At 59.8% G+C, this 15,439-nt stretch carries 14 protein-coding genes; 13 read left to right on the top strand and 1 reads right to left on the bottom strand.

Translation table 11 applies throughout. The features are described from left to right. Nucleotides 1-9: 9 nt before the first annotated feature. The 13 genes from RAE19_RS14860 to accD all read left to right on the top strand — a co-directional run bounded on the left by RAE19_RS14860 (nt 10) and on the right by accD (nt 14,708). Nucleotides 10-1,320: a citrate synthase gene (locus RAE19_RS14860; RefSeq protein WP_313875620.1), complete on the top strand. Its 1,311-nt coding sequence runs from the start codon at nt 10-12 to the stop codon at nt 1,318-1,320. Nucleotides 1,321-1,578: 258 nt separating this feature from the next. Then, nucleotides 1,579-2,493 (top strand): LysR substrate-binding domain-containing protein, encoded by a 915-nt coding sequence (locus tag RAE19_RS14855; protein WP_313875619.1) that lies wholly within the window; start codon nt 1,579-1,581, stop codon nt 2,491-2,493. A 13-nt stretch (nt 2,494-2,506) separates the two neighbouring features. Then, a complete protein-coding gene (gene leuC / locus RAE19_RS14850; RefSeq protein ID WP_313875618.1) occupies nt 2,507-3,955 on the top strand; it encodes a 3-isopropylmalate dehydratase large subunit in 1,449 nt (482 codons plus the stop codon). Nucleotides 3,956-3,974: 19 nt separating this feature from the next. Beyond that, nucleotides 3,975-4,103 (top strand): entericidin A/B family lipoprotein, encoded by a 129-nt coding sequence (locus RAE19_RS14845; RefSeq protein WP_313875617.1) that lies wholly within the window; start codon nt 3,975-3,977, stop codon nt 4,101-4,103. Then, nucleotides 4,100-4,750: a 3-isopropylmalate dehydratase small subunit gene (gene leuD / locus RAE19_RS14840; RefSeq protein WP_313875616.1), complete on the top strand. Its 651-nt coding sequence runs from the start codon at nt 4,100-4,102 to the stop codon at nt 4,748-4,750. The genes RAE19_RS14845 and leuD overlap by 4 nt, the downstream gene beginning before the upstream one ends. Before the next feature lie 34 nt (nt 4,751-4,784). Further along, complete coding sequence (gene leuB / locus RAE19_RS14835) at nt 4,785-5,855, top strand: 3-isopropylmalate dehydrogenase (protein ID WP_313875615.1); 1,071 nt, start codon at nt 4,785-4,787, stop codon at nt 5,853-5,855. 298 nt (nt 5,856-6,153) lie between these two features. Then, nucleotides 6,154-7,284, top strand: coding sequence for an aspartate-semialdehyde dehydrogenase (gene asd, locus RAE19_RS14830; protein ID WP_313875614.1), 1,131 nt, complete (start codon nt 6,154-6,156; stop codon nt 7,282-7,284). Between the two features lie 315 nt (nt 7,285-7,599). Beyond that, nucleotides 7,600-10,074, top strand: a complete 2,475-nt coding sequence (locus tag RAE19_RS14825) for a FimV/HubP family polar landmark protein (RefSeq protein ID WP_313875613.1) — start codon at nt 7,600-7,602, stop codon at nt 10,072-10,074. A gap of 43 nt (nt 10,075-10,117) precedes the next feature. Continuing rightward, nucleotides 10,118-10,900 carry a tRNA pseudouridine(38-40) synthase TruA gene (gene truA, locus RAE19_RS14820; RefSeq protein ID WP_313875612.1) on the top strand — a complete coding sequence of 261 codons (783 nt, stop codon included), beginning with the start codon at nt 10,118-10,120 and terminating at the stop codon, nt 10,898-10,900. Further along, on the top strand, nt 10,897-11,625 hold the full coding sequence (locus tag RAE19_RS14815) for a phosphoribosylanthranilate isomerase (RefSeq protein ID WP_313875611.1): 729 nt from the start codon (nt 10,897-10,899) through the stop codon (nt 11,623-11,625). Before truA ends, RAE19_RS14815 begins: the two co-directional genes overlap by 4 nt. Nucleotides 11,626-11,630: 5 nt before the next feature. Continuing rightward, nucleotides 11,631-12,929 carry a tryptophan synthase subunit beta gene (gene trpB / locus RAE19_RS14810; RefSeq protein ID WP_313875610.1) on the top strand — a complete coding sequence of 433 codons (1,299 nt, stop codon included), beginning with the start codon at nt 11,631-11,633 and terminating at the stop codon, nt 12,927-12,929. Beyond that, complete coding sequence (gene trpA / locus RAE19_RS14805) at nt 12,926-13,750, top strand: tryptophan synthase subunit alpha (protein ID WP_313875609.1); 825 nt, start codon at nt 12,926-12,928, stop codon at nt 13,748-13,750. The genes trpB and trpA overlap by 4 nt, the downstream gene beginning before the upstream one ends. A gap of 85 nt (nt 13,751-13,835) precedes the next feature. After that, nucleotides 13,836-14,708, top strand: a complete 873-nt coding sequence (gene accD, locus RAE19_RS14800) for an acetyl-CoA carboxylase, carboxyltransferase subunit beta (protein WP_313875608.1) — start codon at nt 13,836-13,838, stop codon at nt 14,706-14,708. A 46-nt stretch (nt 14,709-14,754) separates the two neighbouring features. Here the strand turns inward: accD and RAE19_RS14795 are convergent, their stop codons facing one another. After that, nucleotides 14,755-15,327 carry a YggT family protein gene (locus tag RAE19_RS14795; RefSeq protein ID WP_313875607.1) on the bottom strand — a complete coding sequence of 191 codons (573 nt, stop codon included), beginning with the start codon at nt 15,325-15,327 and terminating at the stop codon, nt 14,755-14,757. Nucleotides 15,328-15,439 lie beyond the last annotated feature (112 nt).

Raw genomic sequence — 15,439 nt, 5'->3', positions numbered from 1 at the left:
AGGCGAAAGATGAAACTAGCTGATAACAAAGCCACCCTGTCGTTCAGTAACGGCAGCCCCAGCGTGGAAATGCCCGTGTACCAGGGCAACATCGGACCGGATGTGATCGACATCCGCAAGCTTTACGCCCAGACCGGCATGTTCACTTATGACCCCGGTTTTCTCTCAACCGCTTCTTGCCAGTCCGGCATCACCTATATCGACGGCGACAAGGGCGAATTGCTGTACCGCGGCTACCCCATCGAGCAGTTGGCCACCAACGTCGACTACCTGGACACCTGCCACTTGTTGCTGAAGGGTGAACTGCCCAACGCCACCGAGCGCGTGGATTTCCACAAACTCGTGACCAACCACACCATGGTCAACGAGCAAATGCAGTTCTTCTTGCGTGGCTTCCGCCGTGACGCGCACCCTATGGCCGTATTGACCGGCTTGGTGGGCGCACTGTCTGCGTTCTACCACGACAGCACCGACATCAATAACCCCGAGCACCGCGAAATCGCAGCGATCCGTTTGATCGCCAAGATGCCTACGCTCGTGGCCATGGCCTACAAGTACGGCGTGGGCCAGCCTTTCATGTACCCGCAGAACGACCTGAGCTACTCCGGTAATTTCCTGCGCATGATGTTCGGCACTCCTTGCGAAGAGTACAAGGTCAACTCCGTGATCGAACGTGCGATGGACCGCATCTTCATCCTGCACGCAGACCACGAGCAAAACGCGTCCACCTCCACCGTGCGTCTGTGCGGTTCCTCTGGCACCAACCCGTTTGCTGCGATTGCAGCCGGTGTGGCTTGCTTGTGGGGCCCTGCCCACGGCGGTGCGAACGAAGCCTGCCTGAACATGCTGGAAGACATCCAGCGCCAAGGCGGCGTGTCCAAGGTCGGCCAATTCATGGAACAGGTCAAAGACAAGAACTCCGGCGTCAAGCTCATGGGCTTCGGTCACCGCGTCTACAAAAACTACGACCCCCGTGCCAAGCTCATGCAAGAGACTTGCAATGAAGTGCTGGAAGCTCTGGGCCTGGAAAACGACCCGCTGTTCAAGCTGGCCAAGCAGTTGGAAAAGATCGCCCTGGAAGACGACTACTTCGTCCAGCGCAAGCTCTACCCCAACGTGGACTTCTACTCCGGCATCGTGCAGCGCGCCATCGGCATCCCTGTGAACCTGTTCACCGGTATCTTCGCTTTGGCCCGTACCGTCGGCTGGATTGCCCAGTTGAACGAGATGATCGGCGACCCTGAGTACAAAATCGGCCGCCCACGCCAGCTGTTCACCGGTTCCGTCAAGCGCGACGTTAAGCCCCTCGACCAGCGCTAAGCCCTAGCCTGCGCATCAACCCCGCCACCCGAAAGGGTCGCGGGGTTTTTTTATGGCTTTTGGGGTGCTAGCCCACTCAGAGCGTGCGCATGACGCTATAAAAATAATAGCAACCATTCCCCCCCCCCGAACTGGGTGATGCTCAGCAGCCTGTCCACTTGCCCTCCCAAGACCCGTGCCATCGTCAATTGCGATGACAAACACTCAAAGCAGTGTGAAAATATGAACAGACATCGATTAACGCGATGCCTCAACACCATGCTCCTTCAGGACCGCCACTTTTCCCGCCGCATAGACCTCGCATCGCTACAGATGTTCGTGGCCGTGTGCGAGTGCGGAAGTATTGGCAAGGCGGCGGAGCGGGAGTTCATAGCAGCTTCGGCCCTGAGCAAGCGCTTGAGCGATCTGGAGGCAACCCTGGGCAGTCCGCTACTGCAACGCCACTCCCGCGGCGTGCACCCGACCCCTGCCGGACAAAGCTTGCTGCACCATGCCCGCAGCGTGTTGTTCACCTTGGATCGCATGCACACGGAGCTGCATGAATACGCCGATGGAGCACGCGGCCAAGTGCGGGTACATGCCAGCATCTCGGCTACCGTGCAGTTTCTTCCGGAAGACCTGGGCGCATTTATCCGCGCACACCAAGGCATCCGCATTGACCTTGAAGAACACCTGAGCAGCGAAGTCATCCGCGCCGTGCAGGAGGGCGCCGCCGATTTCGGCGTGTGCAACACTGCAGATGGCGCGGGTGAATTGCAGACGCTGCCCTACCGCCAGGACCAATTGGTCCTGATCGTGCCCAGCACCCACGCGCTGGCGCGTGAATCGTCAGTGGCATTCGCCGACACACTGGCGCTGGACCACGTGGGTCTGCACTCCAACAGCTCTATTTATACGGCGATGCGGCAAGCAGCGGCGGCGCTGGGTCAAAACATCAAGCTGCGCATTCAGGTCACCGGCCTGGACGCCATGTGCCGCATGATCCACAACGGCTTGGGCGTGGGGGTCATGCCCCAACGGGCTTTTGCGCTGATGCACAGCACCGGCACGTTGACCGCGGTCCCCCTTACCGACCCATGGGCGCACCGACACATTGAGCTGGTGGCCCGCGACTTCTCGACCCTGCCGCGCAGCGCGCGGTTGCTGGTCGACCACCTAAAATCAAACCTCTAAAGGAAGCAACCTCATGGCACGCACGCTCTACGACAAACTCTGGGACGACCACGTCGTCCACACCGAAGACGATGGCACCTCCATCCTCTACATCGACCGCCATCTGGTCCATGAAGTGACCAGCCCCCAGGCGTTTGAAGGGCTGCGTGAAGCAGGTCGCAAGGTATGGCGCATCAGCTCCATCGTGGCCACCGCCGACCACAACACCCCGACCACCGGTTGGGAACTGGGCTACGACGGCATCACCGACCCGACCAGCAAAGAACAGGTCACTACGCTAGACAGCAACATCAAGGAATTCGGTGCTGCGGCCTTCTTCCCCTTTCTGTCCAAGCGCCAAGGCATCGTACATGTCATGGGGCCTGAGAACGGCGCCACCCTGCCGGGAATGACGGTGGTCTGTGGTGACAGCCACACCTCTACCCACGGCGCATTTGGCGCACTGGCGCACGGCATCGGTACTAGCGAGGTCGAGCACGTCATGGCTACGCAAACCTTGCTGGCCAAAAAGGCCAAAAACATGCTGGTCAAGGTCGAGGGCACAGTCGCCCCCGGCATCACCGGCAAAGACATCGTGCTGGCCATCATCGGCAAAATCGGCACCGCAGGCGGTACCGGCTACACCATCGAATTTGGCGGTTCCGCCATCCGTGCGCTGAGCATGGAAGGCCGCATGACCGTGTGCAACATGGCCATTGAAGCCGGCGCCCGCGCCGGTCTGGTGGCCGTCGATGAAAAAACCATCGACTACGTCAAGGGCCGCCCCTTGGCGCCCGGCGCCAACGCAGCCTCCCCAGAGGCCGCGGCGGTGGAATGGGACCAGGCAGTCGCCTTCTGGAAGACCCTGCACTCCGACGCCGGCGCCCATTTCGACACTGTGGTCGAGCTGGACGCCACCCAAATCGTGCCGCAAGTTACCTGGGGTACCTCGCCCGAAATGGTGCTGGGCGTAGACGCCATCGTGCCGGACCCCGACAAGGAAAAAGACGCCAACAAGCGTGGCGCCATTGAGCGGGCACTCACCTACATGGGCTTGGAGCCCGGCAAGGCCCTGAACGATTTGTTCGTGGACAAAGTGTTTATCGGCTCTTGCACCAACAGCCGTATCGAAGACATGCGTGAAGCCGCGGCCGTAGTGAAAAAACTGGGCCAAAAAGTCGCCAAGAACATCAAGCTGGCCATGGTCGTGCCCGGTTCCGGCTTGGTGAAAGAGCAGGCCGAGCGCGAAGGCCTGCACGAAATCTTCAAGGCTGCCGGCTTTGAGTGGCGCGAGCCTGGCTGCTCGATGTGCCTGGCAATGAACGCCGACCGCCTCGAGCCCGGTGAGCGTTGCGCCTCCACCAGCAACCGCAACTTTGAAGGCCGTCAAGGTGCCGGTGGCCGCACCCACCTGGTGAGTCCTGCCATGGCAGCTGCTGCAGCCATCCACGGCCACTTTGTCGACATCCGCAAGTTCGCCTGACCCATTGAAAGGACTGAATATGAAAACCGCACTTATCGCCGTATGCGCCGCGACCCTGCTGTTGCTGTCTGCCTGCAACACGGTCAAAGGCATGGGTCAGGACCTGCAAAAAGCAGGCGAAAAAATTGAAGGCGCTGCCAAGAAATGAAAAAATTTACCGTTTACCAAGGGCTGGTTGCGCCCATGGACCGCGAAAACGTGGACACCGACGCGATCATCCCCAAGCAATTCCTCAAATCCATCCGCAAAACCGGCTTCGGCCAAAACCTGTTTGACGAATGGCGCTACCTGGACGCGGGCTACCCCGGCCAGGACCCCGCCAGCCGCAAGCCCAACCCGGACTTTGTGTTGAACCAGCCTCGCTATGCGGGCGCCTCGGTCCTGCTGGCCCGCAAGAACTTTGGTTGCGGCTCCAGCCGTGAGCACGCACCCTGGGCGATTGACCAATATGGCTTTCGCGCCATCATCGCGCCCAGTTACGCAGACATCTTCTTCAACAACTGCTTCAAAAACGGTCTGCTGCCAATCCAGCTGAGCGAGGCGCAGGTGGACCAGCTGTTCAACGAAGCATTGGCCTTCCCCGGCTACCAGCTCACGATTGATCTTGAACGCCAGGTCATCGTGAAGCCGCAGGGCGAAGAAATCCCGTTTGAGGTGCAAGCCTTCCGCAAGTACTGCTTGCTCAACGGCTTTGACGACATTGGCCTGACCCTGCGCCATGCCGACAAAATAAAGGCCTTCGAAGCCCAGCGTTTGGCAACAAAACCGTGGCTAGCCCACACGATGTCTGCGTGAGCAGCTATCAAATTCATAGTATTCAAAGGACATCATGAAAATTGCAGTGTTGCCGGGTGACGGCATTGGCACCGAAATTGTGGCAGAAGCCGTCAAGGTATTGAACGCTTTGGCACTCCCCTTGGAAATGGAAACCGCCTTGGTGGGTGGCGTCGCCTACGATGCCCACGGCCACCCCCTGCCCGAAGCTACCCTGAAGCTGGCCAAGGAAGCCGACGCGGTGTTGTTCGGCGCCGTAGGCGACTGGAAGTACGACAAACTGGAGCGCCAGTTCCGCCCCGAGCAGGCCATTCTGGGCTTGCGCAAAAACCTCGGCCTGTTTGCCAACTTCCGCCCTGCCATTTGCTACGAGCAGCTGGTGGGCGCCTCCAGCCTCAAGCCCGAGCTGATTGCCGGCCTGGACATCCTCATCATCCGCGAACTGACTGGCGACATTTACTTCGGCCAGCCCCGCGGACGCCGCATCGCCACCGATGGTCACTTCCCCGGAGCCGAAGAAGCGTTCGATACCATGCGCTACAGCCGCCCCGAGATTGAGCGCATTGCGCACGTCGCGTTCCAGGCCGCCCAAAAGCGCAACAAGCGCGTCACCAGTGTCGACAAAAACAACGTGCTGGAAACCTCGCAGCTGTGGAAAGACGTGATGGTTGAAGTGGGCCAGCAGTACCCCGACGTAGAACTCGACCACATGCTGGTGGACAACGCCGCCATGCAACTGGTCAAAGCGCCCAAGAAGTTTGACGTGCTGGTCACCGGCAACATGTTTGGCGACATCTTGTCCGACGAAGCCTCCATGCTGACAGGCTCTATCGGCATGCTGCCTTCTGCCAGCTTGAACAGCAGCAACCAGGGTCTGTACGAGCCCAGCCATGGCAGCGCACCGGACATCGCCGGCAAAGGCATTGCCAACCCGCTGGCCACGATCCTGAGTGCTGCCATGATGCTGCGCTTCAGCCTGAACCAAGAAGCTGCCGCACAGCGCATTGAAGCGGCTGTACAAAAGGTGCTGGCGCAAGGCTATCGCACGGCTGACATCTACAGCGAAGGCACACAACGGGTCAGCACCAAAGAGATGGGCGATGCCGTGCTGAAGGCTCTGGCATAAGACCGGAATGCGGGGCGATATCACGCAATATCGCCTCGCACTTCAAAATCATTTCAGTCCGCGCGGAGCAAAAAATTCTTGTTTTGCGCTACAATAAATCCATGTTTGCCGCCCGCCTCTTCTCTTTGAGCTTGTTGACTGCCTCCATGGCAGACATAGCCGCGCGCGCAATCATTTCCAAAACCACGACCATTAAGGGCTGATCCAGCTCCGGTATCGTCGTGCGCCCCCCGGCCAGACGAGCCGGAGCAAACAGCCCAGGTCGGGCATCGTTTGTTTACATTGAAAGGGCGTTGATATGAGCAAGTTGGTAGGTTTGGTCGGCTGGCGCGGCATGGTCGGCTCAGTGTTGATGGATCGCATGGAGCAGGAAAAGGATTTCGACTTGATCGAACCTCTGTTCTTCTCCACATCAAACTCGGGTGGCAAAGCACCGGCTTGGGCCAAAAACGAAACCACGCTGCAAGACGCTTTCAACATCGACGCCCTGAAGCGTTGCGAAATCATCATTTCCGCACAAGGTGGCGACTACACCACGGAAGTGTTTCCCAAGCTGCGCGCTGCGGGCTGGAACGGCCACTGGATTGACGCAGCCTCCACACTGCGCATGGAAAAAGACGCGGTCATCATTCTCGACCCGGTCAACATGCCTGTCATCAAGGACGCGCTGGCCAAAGGCGGCAAGAACTGGGTGGGCGGCAATTGCACCGTAAGCTGCATGCTGATGGGCGTGGGCGCACTGTACAAGGCTGGCTTGGTCGAATGGATGAGCACCCAGACCTACCAAGCTGCGTCTGGCGGCGGTGCCCAGCACATGCGCGAGCTGCTGACCCAATATGGCACGCTGAACGCGGAAGTCAAAGCTTTGCTCGACGACCCCAAGAGCGCGATTCTGGAAATTGACCGCAAAGTCATCGCCAAGCAACGCGCACTGACCGGCGCGGAGACCGCCAACTTCGGCGTTCCACTGGGCGGCTCCCTGATTCCTTGGATCGACAAAGACCTGGGCAACGGTATGTCTAAGGAAGAGTGGAAAGGCATGGCCGAAACCAACAAGATTTTGGGCATGGGCGAAGGCTTCGGCAGCTCCGCGATTCCCGTGGATGGTTTCTGCGTGCGCGTGGGCGCGATGCGCTGCCACAGCCAAGCTCTCACCTTCAAGCTGAAGAAAGACGTGCCCGTGGCAGACATCGAAGCCATGATCGCGGCAGACAACCAGTGGGTAAAAGTGGTGCCCAACACCCGGGAAGCCACCATCCAGGATCTGACACCCGTGGCAGTGACCGGTACTATGACGATTCCTGTGGGCCGTATCCGCAAGCTGGCGATGGGGCCTGAGTACGTGGGCGCCTTTACCATCGGTGATCAGCTGTTGTGGGGCGCGGCCGAGCCACTTCGCCGCATGCTGCGCATCCTGCTCGACGCGTAACAGAGAGTTACGCTTCGTTGTCGTAAGGCAACAAGCGTCACAGCGACAATAGGGCCTCTAGACGGGCTTTGGAAGTTAAGCGCTTCCTTAGCTTGTCTGCCTAAGATATTGATGTTAAGGTACTTTTTTGTTTTCTAGCTCAGGCGTTGGCCTGGGAAATGAGAAGTACATTGCAGCTCCCCCTGAGCACCGGAGGCCTTTAAATTGATCGTTAAGTCACATCGTTGGCAGAGGACGGCTGTCGCAGCTGCATCTTTCGCGCTGCTCAGCTTGTCGGGATCCGGTGCGTATGCGCTTTCACTCGGGCGCTTGACTGTGCAGTCCGCACTCGGTGAGCCCCTGCGCGCCGAAGTGGAAATCCCGGAAATCACCGCCGAAGAGGCCTCCTCATTGAGAGCGGCAGTGGCCCAGCCAGAGGCGTTCACCGCTGCCGGGCTGGAGTACAGCCCAGCCCTTACCAGCTTACAAGCCAGATTGGCGCGCCGGGCAGACGGTAAAGCCTACTTGCGACTTACCAGCGACCGTGCAGTCAATGACCCCTTTGTCGACCTGATTCTGGAGGCCACTTGGTCGTCCGGTCGCATTGTGCGCGACTACACCTTGCTCTTGGACCCACCAAGCCTCAAGAAGACGGCTCCTGCACCAACACTGGCGCAAATAGCACCAGCCCCCTCGGTGCCTGCAACCACCCCACAGCCAGCCCCCAGACCAAGCAATGAGGCGCCAGTGCGCCCGGCGCCTGCTCCCCGGGCACTGCCGCCAGTTGCGGCAACGCCTCCAGCAGCCAAAGCCCCTGATGCTGAGAATGGTCGCATAACCGTGAAGTCTGGCGACACCGCCAGCAAGATTGCCATCGCCAACAAGCCTGCAGGCGTCTCGCTGGACCAGATGCTGGTAGCCCTGCTGCGCTCGAACCCGGATGCCTTTGTAAACGGGAACCTGAACCGTGTGCGGGCCGGTGCGGTCATGGCACTACCCGGAGCGCAAGAGGCCACCAGCATCTCTAGGGCGGAGGCTAGCAAAACGGTGTTGGCTCAAAGCAAGGATTTCAACGATTTCCGGCGTAATTTGGCAGGTAGCGTTCCGCAAGCCAATGTCAGCGCTGCCGACCGCAAAGCCAGCGGCAGCATCGACACCACGGTGGATGAAAAGAAGCCGGCAGCAGCTGCACCAGACAAGCTGACACTGTCAAAAGGCGCCATCAACACCAAACCGGATGAAGCCAAGATTGCCTTGGAGCGCGAGGCAAAAGATGCCGCAGCGCGCGCAGCCGAACTGAATAAAACCATCAGCCAGCTCAACCAGCTGAAAGACAAAGCAACACCACCTCCCGCTGCAGCGCCAGCTGTTGCGGCCAGCACCCCGACTGCTGCCATTGCACCAGCCGTGCCAGTGGCCGCGGTCACTCCGCCAGAACCAGCGGCAAGTGCAGCCCCCACCCCAGCAGCTTCTGCTCCAGTGGCGGCCGCCTCTGTTCCGGCACCTGTCGCGTCTGAAGCAACTGTTGCTGCACCGCCAAAAATGGCGGCCCCTGCGCCAATTCCAACCGTCGACGAGCCAACGCTGCTGGACACCCTGATGGAGGACCCTGCCGTTCCCGTCGGAGCAGCAGGCCTGCTTGCGTTGCTGGGTGGCTTTGGCTTGTACCGCTTGCGTCAGCGCAAAAGGAATGCGGCTCAAATTGATAGCTCGTTCCTGGAAAGCCGCCTGCAACCGGATTCCTTTTTTGGTGCAAGCGGCGGTCAACGTGTGGATACCAACCAAAACGGCTCGGCCAGCGCGTCTTCGATGGTGTACTCCGCCAGCCAACTGGATGCAGCCGATGACGTGGATCCTGTAGCCGAGGCAGACGTTTATCTGGCCTATGGTCGCGATCTGCAAGCTGAAGAGATCTTGAAGGAAGCCGTACGCTCCAACCCCGGTCGACTGGCCATCCACACCAAGCTCTTGGAAATTTTTGCTAAACGCCGCGATACGCGCAGCTTTGAAAGCACTGCGACCCAAGCCTTCAAACTCACCGGCTCTGAAAGCAACGACTGGGCGCGCATTTGCGAAATGGGCCTCAGCATTGACCCTAGCAATCCGCTCTACCAGCCGGGTGGAATCCCCGCTATGCCGGTTGCCGGCGCGGTTGCAGCCGCTGCCGTGGCTTCGACGTTTGGCGACAACACAGTGCCACAGTCTGCACACGCAGAACTCGACACGACAGCAGGCGGCGTGGACCTCGACTTGGACCTGGACCTCGACTTTTCGTTGGACGACGAGCCGGCAGCAAGCGCGATTAGCGACGTGACCGGCACGGCCATTGCGAGCCAGCCCGAACCCAAGTCGACTGCCAGTAACTCACTGGACATGGATTTTGATCTTTCGGACGACATGCCAGCCACGGTGCCACCGAGTTTTGAGCCTGTCAGCCAAATGCCGGAAATTTCGCTCTCGCTCGACGATCTGGAAGTCCCGTTGGACACGGGCAACTCCACGCCGATGCGCTTTGAGGCGACCAGCCCTGCACCTGTGGAGGAGCCTGCTGCTGAAACGACCGCACATGGTGGCTTGATGGAGTTTGACCTCGAGTCTCTGTCCATGGATTTGGGCACACCTGCAGAAGCCCCCACCTCGGCTCCTGACAACCTGAGCGACGATCCTCTGGGCACCAAGCTTGCGCTGGCGGAAGAGTTCATCTCTATCGGAGATGAAGACGGTGCACGCGCCTTGATCGAAGAAGTGGTGGCGGAAGCGACCGGAGATATGCGGGCCAAAGCACAGAAAGCACTGGCGCAGCTGAGCTAAGCGGCTGCGCTTTGTGCAATGAGACATCGAGGTTCGGGATATCGTGCGGATAGTTTTAGGCGTTAGTTACAACGGGCAGGGATACCAAGGCTGGCAAAGCCAATCGTCCGGCCTGACGATCCAGGACAAGTTGGAACACGCCTTGGGCACGTTTACGGCCCAACGCGTATCCACCCTCTGCGCAGGGCGCACCGACGCTGGGGTACACGGCTTGATGCAGGTCGTGCACTTCGACACCCTCCTCGAACGCGACACCTACTCTTGGATTCGCGGCACGAACGCCAATCTCCCCAAAGACATCGCAGTGCAATGGGCGGTGCAAACCACGACAGATTTTCATTGCCGGGCATCTGCCTTGTCCCGTCGTTACGCCTATGTGCTGCTGGAGTCTCAAATACGGCCCAGCGTGGAATCGGGGCGCGTGGGCTGGACATTCAACACACTCAACGAAGCCGCTATGCGGCAGGCCGCCGACTTTCTTGAGGGCGAACATGATTTCAGCTCCTTCCGGGCGGCCCAGTGCCAGGCACTGAGTCCGGTCAAAAACCTGATGCGCATTGAGCTGCACAAACGCGGGGCCTACTGGCGCATTGAATTTGAAGCCAACGCGTTTTTGCATCACATGATTCGTAACATCATGGGTTGTCTGGTGCAGATCGGGCAAGGCAAAAAACCGCCGGAGTGGATGGCCGAGGTACTGGCGGCCCGCAACCGCAAGGTGGCGGCACCCACCTTCTCGCCGGACGGCTTGTATTTTCTGGGCCCCCGCTATGACCCCCAGTGGGGCATACCGGACCGCACGCCTGCGTATGATGCGTTGCCATGAACGCACGCACCACGCACACCGACACCTACCCCCGCACCCGAATCAAAATCTGCGGCCTGACCCGCGAGCAGGACGTTGACGCCGCCGTCTCTGCCGGCGCCGACGCGATTGGATTTGTGCTGTATGCCAAAAGCCCCCGCGCAGTCACGCCTGAGCGGGCAGCCGAACTGGCCAAAAGACTCCCCCCTTTCGTGACCCCTGTTTTGTTGTTTGTGAACGCAGACGCTACAGAAATAGGAGCTGCTTGCGCAATAGTGGCGGGCGCTACCGTGCAATTTCATGGAGATGAAACGGCGCACGAATGCCAGACGGCCACCGCAGACGCTGCCCGCCCCTACCTGCGCGCCGCACGGATTCCGCTGGGCGACGACGCACAAGCGTTTGACCTCGTACAATTTGCGAACGATTATTCGAACGCCCAAGCCATTCTGTTAGACGCCCATGTGGACGGCTACGGTGGCGGTGGCAAAACATTCAATTGGTCACTTCTTCCTCCAAGCGTCAACGCTCACCTCGTCTTGAGTGGTGGACTCACCAGTGCAAACGTGGGCGATGGCATCACGTCGGTACGGCCGCGCTGTAAGTCGCTGGCTGTGGACGTGAGCTCCGGCGTCGAAGCCGAAGACGCTCACGGCAAGCCCCTCAGGGGCATCAAAGATCCCGAAAAAATCCGCCAGTTCGTTGCCGCCGTGCGCGCGGCGGACCGGCATCTTGCAGGAATGTAAACACCATGTTCGATTACCAACAACCCGATGCCAAAGGTCACTTTGGCCAGTACGGCGGCAGCTTCGTATCCGAGACGCTGACCCACGCCATCAACGAGCTCAAAGACGCCTACGCCAAGTACCAGCACGACCCCGAGTTCTTGGCGGAGTTCAAGTCAGAACTGGCTCACTTTGTAGGCCGCCCTTCCCCCGTGTACCACGCAGCCCGCATGAGCCGCGAAATGGGTGGTGCACAAATCTTCCTAAAGCGCGAAGACCTGAATCACACCGGCGCCCACAAGGTCAACAACACCATCGGCCAAGCGATGCTCGCCAAGCGCATGGGCAAGCCCCGCGTGATTGCCGAAACCGGCGCCGGCCAACACGGCGTAGCCACAGCAACTATCTGTGCGCGCTACGGGCTGGAATGCGTGGTCTACATGGGTAGCGAAGACGTCAAACGCCAAAGCCCCAACGTCTACCGCATGAAGCTGCTGGGTGCCACCGTGGTGCCTGTGGAAAGTGGCAGCAAGACGCTGAAAGATGCCTTGAACGAAGCCATGCGCGACTGGGTTGCCAATGTGGACAACACCTTCTACATCATCGGTACCGTGGCAGGCCCGCACCCTTACCCCATGATGGTCCGAGACTTCCAGAGCGTCATCGGCAACGAGTGTCTGGTGCAAATGCCCGAGATGCTGGCAACCGCCGGCTGCAAAACCGAGCAACCCGACGCAGTGATTGCCTGTGTGGGCGGTGGCTCGAATGCCATGGGCATCTTCTACCCCTACATCCAGCACGACCAAACCCGCCTGATCGGCGTGGAAGCGGCCGGTGAAGGCTTGGAGAGCGGCAAGCACTCCGCCTCCATCCAGAAGGGCAGCCCCGGCGTGCTGCACGGCAACCGCACTTATGTGCTGCAAGACGACAACGGCCAAGTCACTGAGACCCACAGTGTGAGCGCCGGCTTGGACTACCCCGGCGTGGGCCCGGAGCATGCGTTCCTGAGTGACATCGGCCGCGCGGAATACGTGGGCATTACCGACAAGGAAGCGCTGGACGCTTTCCACTACCTGTGCCGCACCGAAGGCATCATCCCCGCGCTGGAATCGAGCCATGCAGTGGCCTACGCGATGAAGATGGCCAAAACCATGCGCCCCGACCAGAGCATTCTGGTCAATTTGTCCGGCCGTGGTGATAAAGACATCGGCACCGTGGCCGACCTGAGCAATGCCGACTTTTACTGCCGACCCAGCTGCCGCGGTCAATCGGTCAAAGGGGGCGAACAGCCCGTGCAGATCGTCAAACAAGGAGGTGGAGCATGAGCCGTATTGACGCCACCTTTGCCGCGCTGAAGGCGCAAGGCCGCAAAGCGCTCATTCCCTTTGTGACCGCGGGCTACCCTTATGCCGACGTTACGCCCGAGCTGATGCACGCCATGGTCGCGGGCGGTGCGGATGTGATTGAGCTGGGCGTGCCCTTCTCGGACCCCAGCGCGGACGGCCCCGTGATCCAAAAGGCCGGCGACAAAGCCTTGGCCTTCGGTATCGGCCTGGTGCAGGTGATTGCCATGGTGCGCGAGTTCCGCAAAACCAACACCACCACGCCGGTGGTTTTGATGGGCTATGCCAACCCGGTCGAGCGCTACGACCAAAAACAAGCCCGCCCTGGCGTCGCCAGCGCGTTTGTGAAAGACGCCTCGGAAGCCGGCGTTGACGGCGTGCTGATCGTGGACTACCCGCCCGAGGAATGCGAGGCCTTTGCCGCCGACCTGCGGGCCCACCACATGGACTTGATTTTCCTGTTGGCACCCACCAGCACCGATGAGCGCATGCAGCAAGTGGCCCGCGTAGCCAGCGGCTATGTGTATTACGTGTCGCTCAAGGGCGTAACGGGCTCCGGCGCTTTGGACACCAATGCCGTAGAAGCCATGCTGCCCCGCATCCGCCAGCACATCAGCACCCCGGTAGGCGTGGGCTTCGGCATCCGCGACGCCGCGACCGCCAAGACCATCTCCAAGGTGGCAGATGCAGTAGTGATTGGCAGCAAGATCATCCAATTGCTGGAAAACGCGCCACGCGAGCAAGTGGGCCCGGTGGCGCAGACCTTCCTGCAGGAAATTCGCACGGCGATGGACCTCGGCTGATGCTGAAAATCGGCGGGGGCGGTTTGACGGATAATCGCCCCCTGTCTGTTGGACGCCCATTCGGGCACTGCACTGGAGAAATCCCATGAGTTGGTTGGAAAAACTGCTACCCCCCAAGATTCAACACACCGACCCCACGGAGCGCCGCAGCGTGCCCGAAGGCCTGTGGATCAAGTGCCCCAGCTGCGAATCGGTGCTCTACAAAACCGACCTGGAGCAAAACCAGAATGTGTGCCCCAGCTGTGGCCACCATCACCGTATCGGCGCCCGTGCACGCCTGAATGCCTTTCTGGACAACGAAGGTCGCTTCGAGATCGGTCAGGAAGTGCTGCCGGTTGACGCCTTGAAATTCAAAGACAGCCGCAAATACCCTGAGCGGCTGAAAGAAGCCCTTGAAAACACCGGCGAGACCGATGCACTGATCGTCATGGGTGGCGCAGTGCACGGCGTCAGCTTGGTGGCAGCCTGCTTTGAATTTGAATTCATGGGCGGCTCCATGGGCTCTGTGGTGGGCGAGCGCTTTGTCCGTGGCGTGGAGACTGCCATCGAACAAAAAGTGCCGTTTGTCTGCTTTACCGCGACCGGTGGAGCCCGCATGCAAGAAGGCTTGCTGAGCCTGATGCAAATGGCCAAAACCAATGCAGCGCTCACCCGCCTGGCCAAAAAAGGCTTGCCCTATATCAGCGTGCTGACCGACCCCACCATGGGTGGGGTGAGCGCGGGCTTTGCTTTCCTGGGCGATGTGGTGATTGCAGAGCCCAAAGCCCTGATCGGCTTCGCAGGCCCCCGGGTCATTGAATCCACCGTGCGAGTGACTCTGCCGGAAGGCTTTCAGCGCTCGGAATTCTTGCAGACCAAGGGCGCGATTGACTTCATCTCTGACCGCCGCGAGCTGCGCAAAACCATTGCGGAGACCTTGGCGATGCTGCAGCGCCAGCCTGCAGATGCCGTGATTTGAGAATCCGGCTCCGCCCCAAAAAAAGAGGCCCATCGGGCCTCTTTTTTTATCCGGCTACTGCTGACAGCATGGTGTATTGCAGGTCACCCAGCACAATCGTCAAAATCTGCAGCAAGACCAATAGCACCAGGGGCGACAAATCCACCCCACCCACCAGAGGCACAACTTTGCGGATGGGTGCCAGCACCGGCGTTACCAGCCGACCGATGAGCTCTGAGAAAAACGACTGCGCCTGCACCCAACTCAACACGGCGTAGACCAATACCAGCGCGGTCAGGCCCGACAAGCTCAGGCGCACCAGGCCCAGCAAGGCCAGCACCACGATCGACAGCGGTGTCACGCCAAACCCATTGAGGGCCCAGAGCACCCCGAAATGCGCCAGCTGGATCAAAAATGCGGCAACTAAGCTCGCCATGTCCCAAGGGCCCAATGCCGGTACGACGCGGCGCAGGGGCAGCACGATCCAATCCGTCAAAGCAAACACAAAACGCCCCAGCGGGTTCCCCGAGCGGGCGGACAAAGGTATGCGCTGTTGCTGCATGTAAAGGCGCAACAAACAGGTGGTGGTCAACAAGCCGGTCACCACTTCCAACAAGAGAACAACGATTTTGTAGAGCATGGGCGATCCAAGTAAAGTGCGAGCGCATCATAGCGGCAGCCTGCCCTCTTACAATGGAGGGTTGCGGCCAAAACCCCTTGAGGTTTGCCGATTTCTCCTACCGAACCCACAA

Origin of the sequence: Rhodoferax potami (genome assembly GCF_032193805.1) — a bacterium.
GTDB lineage: Bacteria > Pseudomonadota > Gammaproteobacteria > Burkholderiales > Burkholderiaceae_C > Allorhodoferax > Allorhodoferax potami_A.
Note: the sequence above shows the minus strand (reverse complement) of the source record. Positions and strands in the feature narration are given on the sequence as shown.

Excerpts from the sequence above, each read along its gene's own strand:
- leuC (WP_313875618.1), top strand. The coding sequence starts at position 2,507 with ATGGCACGCACGCTCTACGACAAACTCTGGGACGACCACGTCGTCCAC.
- leuB (WP_313875615.1), top strand. The coding sequence starts at position 4,785 with ATGAAAATTGCAGTGTTGCCGGGTGACGGCATTGGCACCGAAATTGTG.
- RAE19_RS14855 (WP_313875619.1), top strand. The coding sequence starts at position 1,579 with ATGCTCCTTCAGGACCGCCACTTTTCCCGCCGCATAGACCTCGCATCG.
- trpA (WP_313875609.1), top strand. The coding sequence starts at position 12,926 with ATGAGCCGTATTGACGCCACCTTTGCCGCGCTGAAGGCGCAAGGCCGC.
- asd (WP_313875614.1), top strand. The coding sequence starts at position 6,154 with ATGAGCAAGTTGGTAGGTTTGGTCGGCTGGCGCGGCATGGTCGGCTCA.
- RAE19_RS14845 (WP_313875617.1), top strand. The coding sequence starts at position 3,975 with ATGAAAACCGCACTTATCGCCGTATGCGCCGCGACCCTGCTGTTGCTG.
- trpB (WP_313875610.1), top strand. The coding sequence starts at position 11,631 with ATGTTCGATTACCAACAACCCGATGCCAAAGGTCACTTTGGCCAGTAC.
- leuD (WP_313875616.1), top strand. The coding sequence starts at position 4,100 with ATGAAAAAATTTACCGTTTACCAAGGGCTGGTTGCGCCCATGGACCGC.
- accD (WP_313875608.1), top strand. The coding sequence starts at position 13,836 with ATGAGTTGGTTGGAAAAACTGCTACCCCCCAAGATTCAACACACCGAC.
- RAE19_RS14815 (WP_313875611.1), top strand. The coding sequence starts at position 10,897 with ATGAACGCACGCACCACGCACACCGACACCTACCCCCGCACCCGAATC.
- RAE19_RS14860 (WP_313875620.1), top strand. The coding sequence starts at position 10 with ATGAAACTAGCTGATAACAAAGCCACCCTGTCGTTCAGTAACGGCAGC.
- RAE19_RS14795 (WP_313875607.1), bottom strand. The coding sequence starts at position 15,327 with ATGCTCTACAAAATCGTTGTTCTCTTGTTGGAAGTGGTGACCGGCTTG.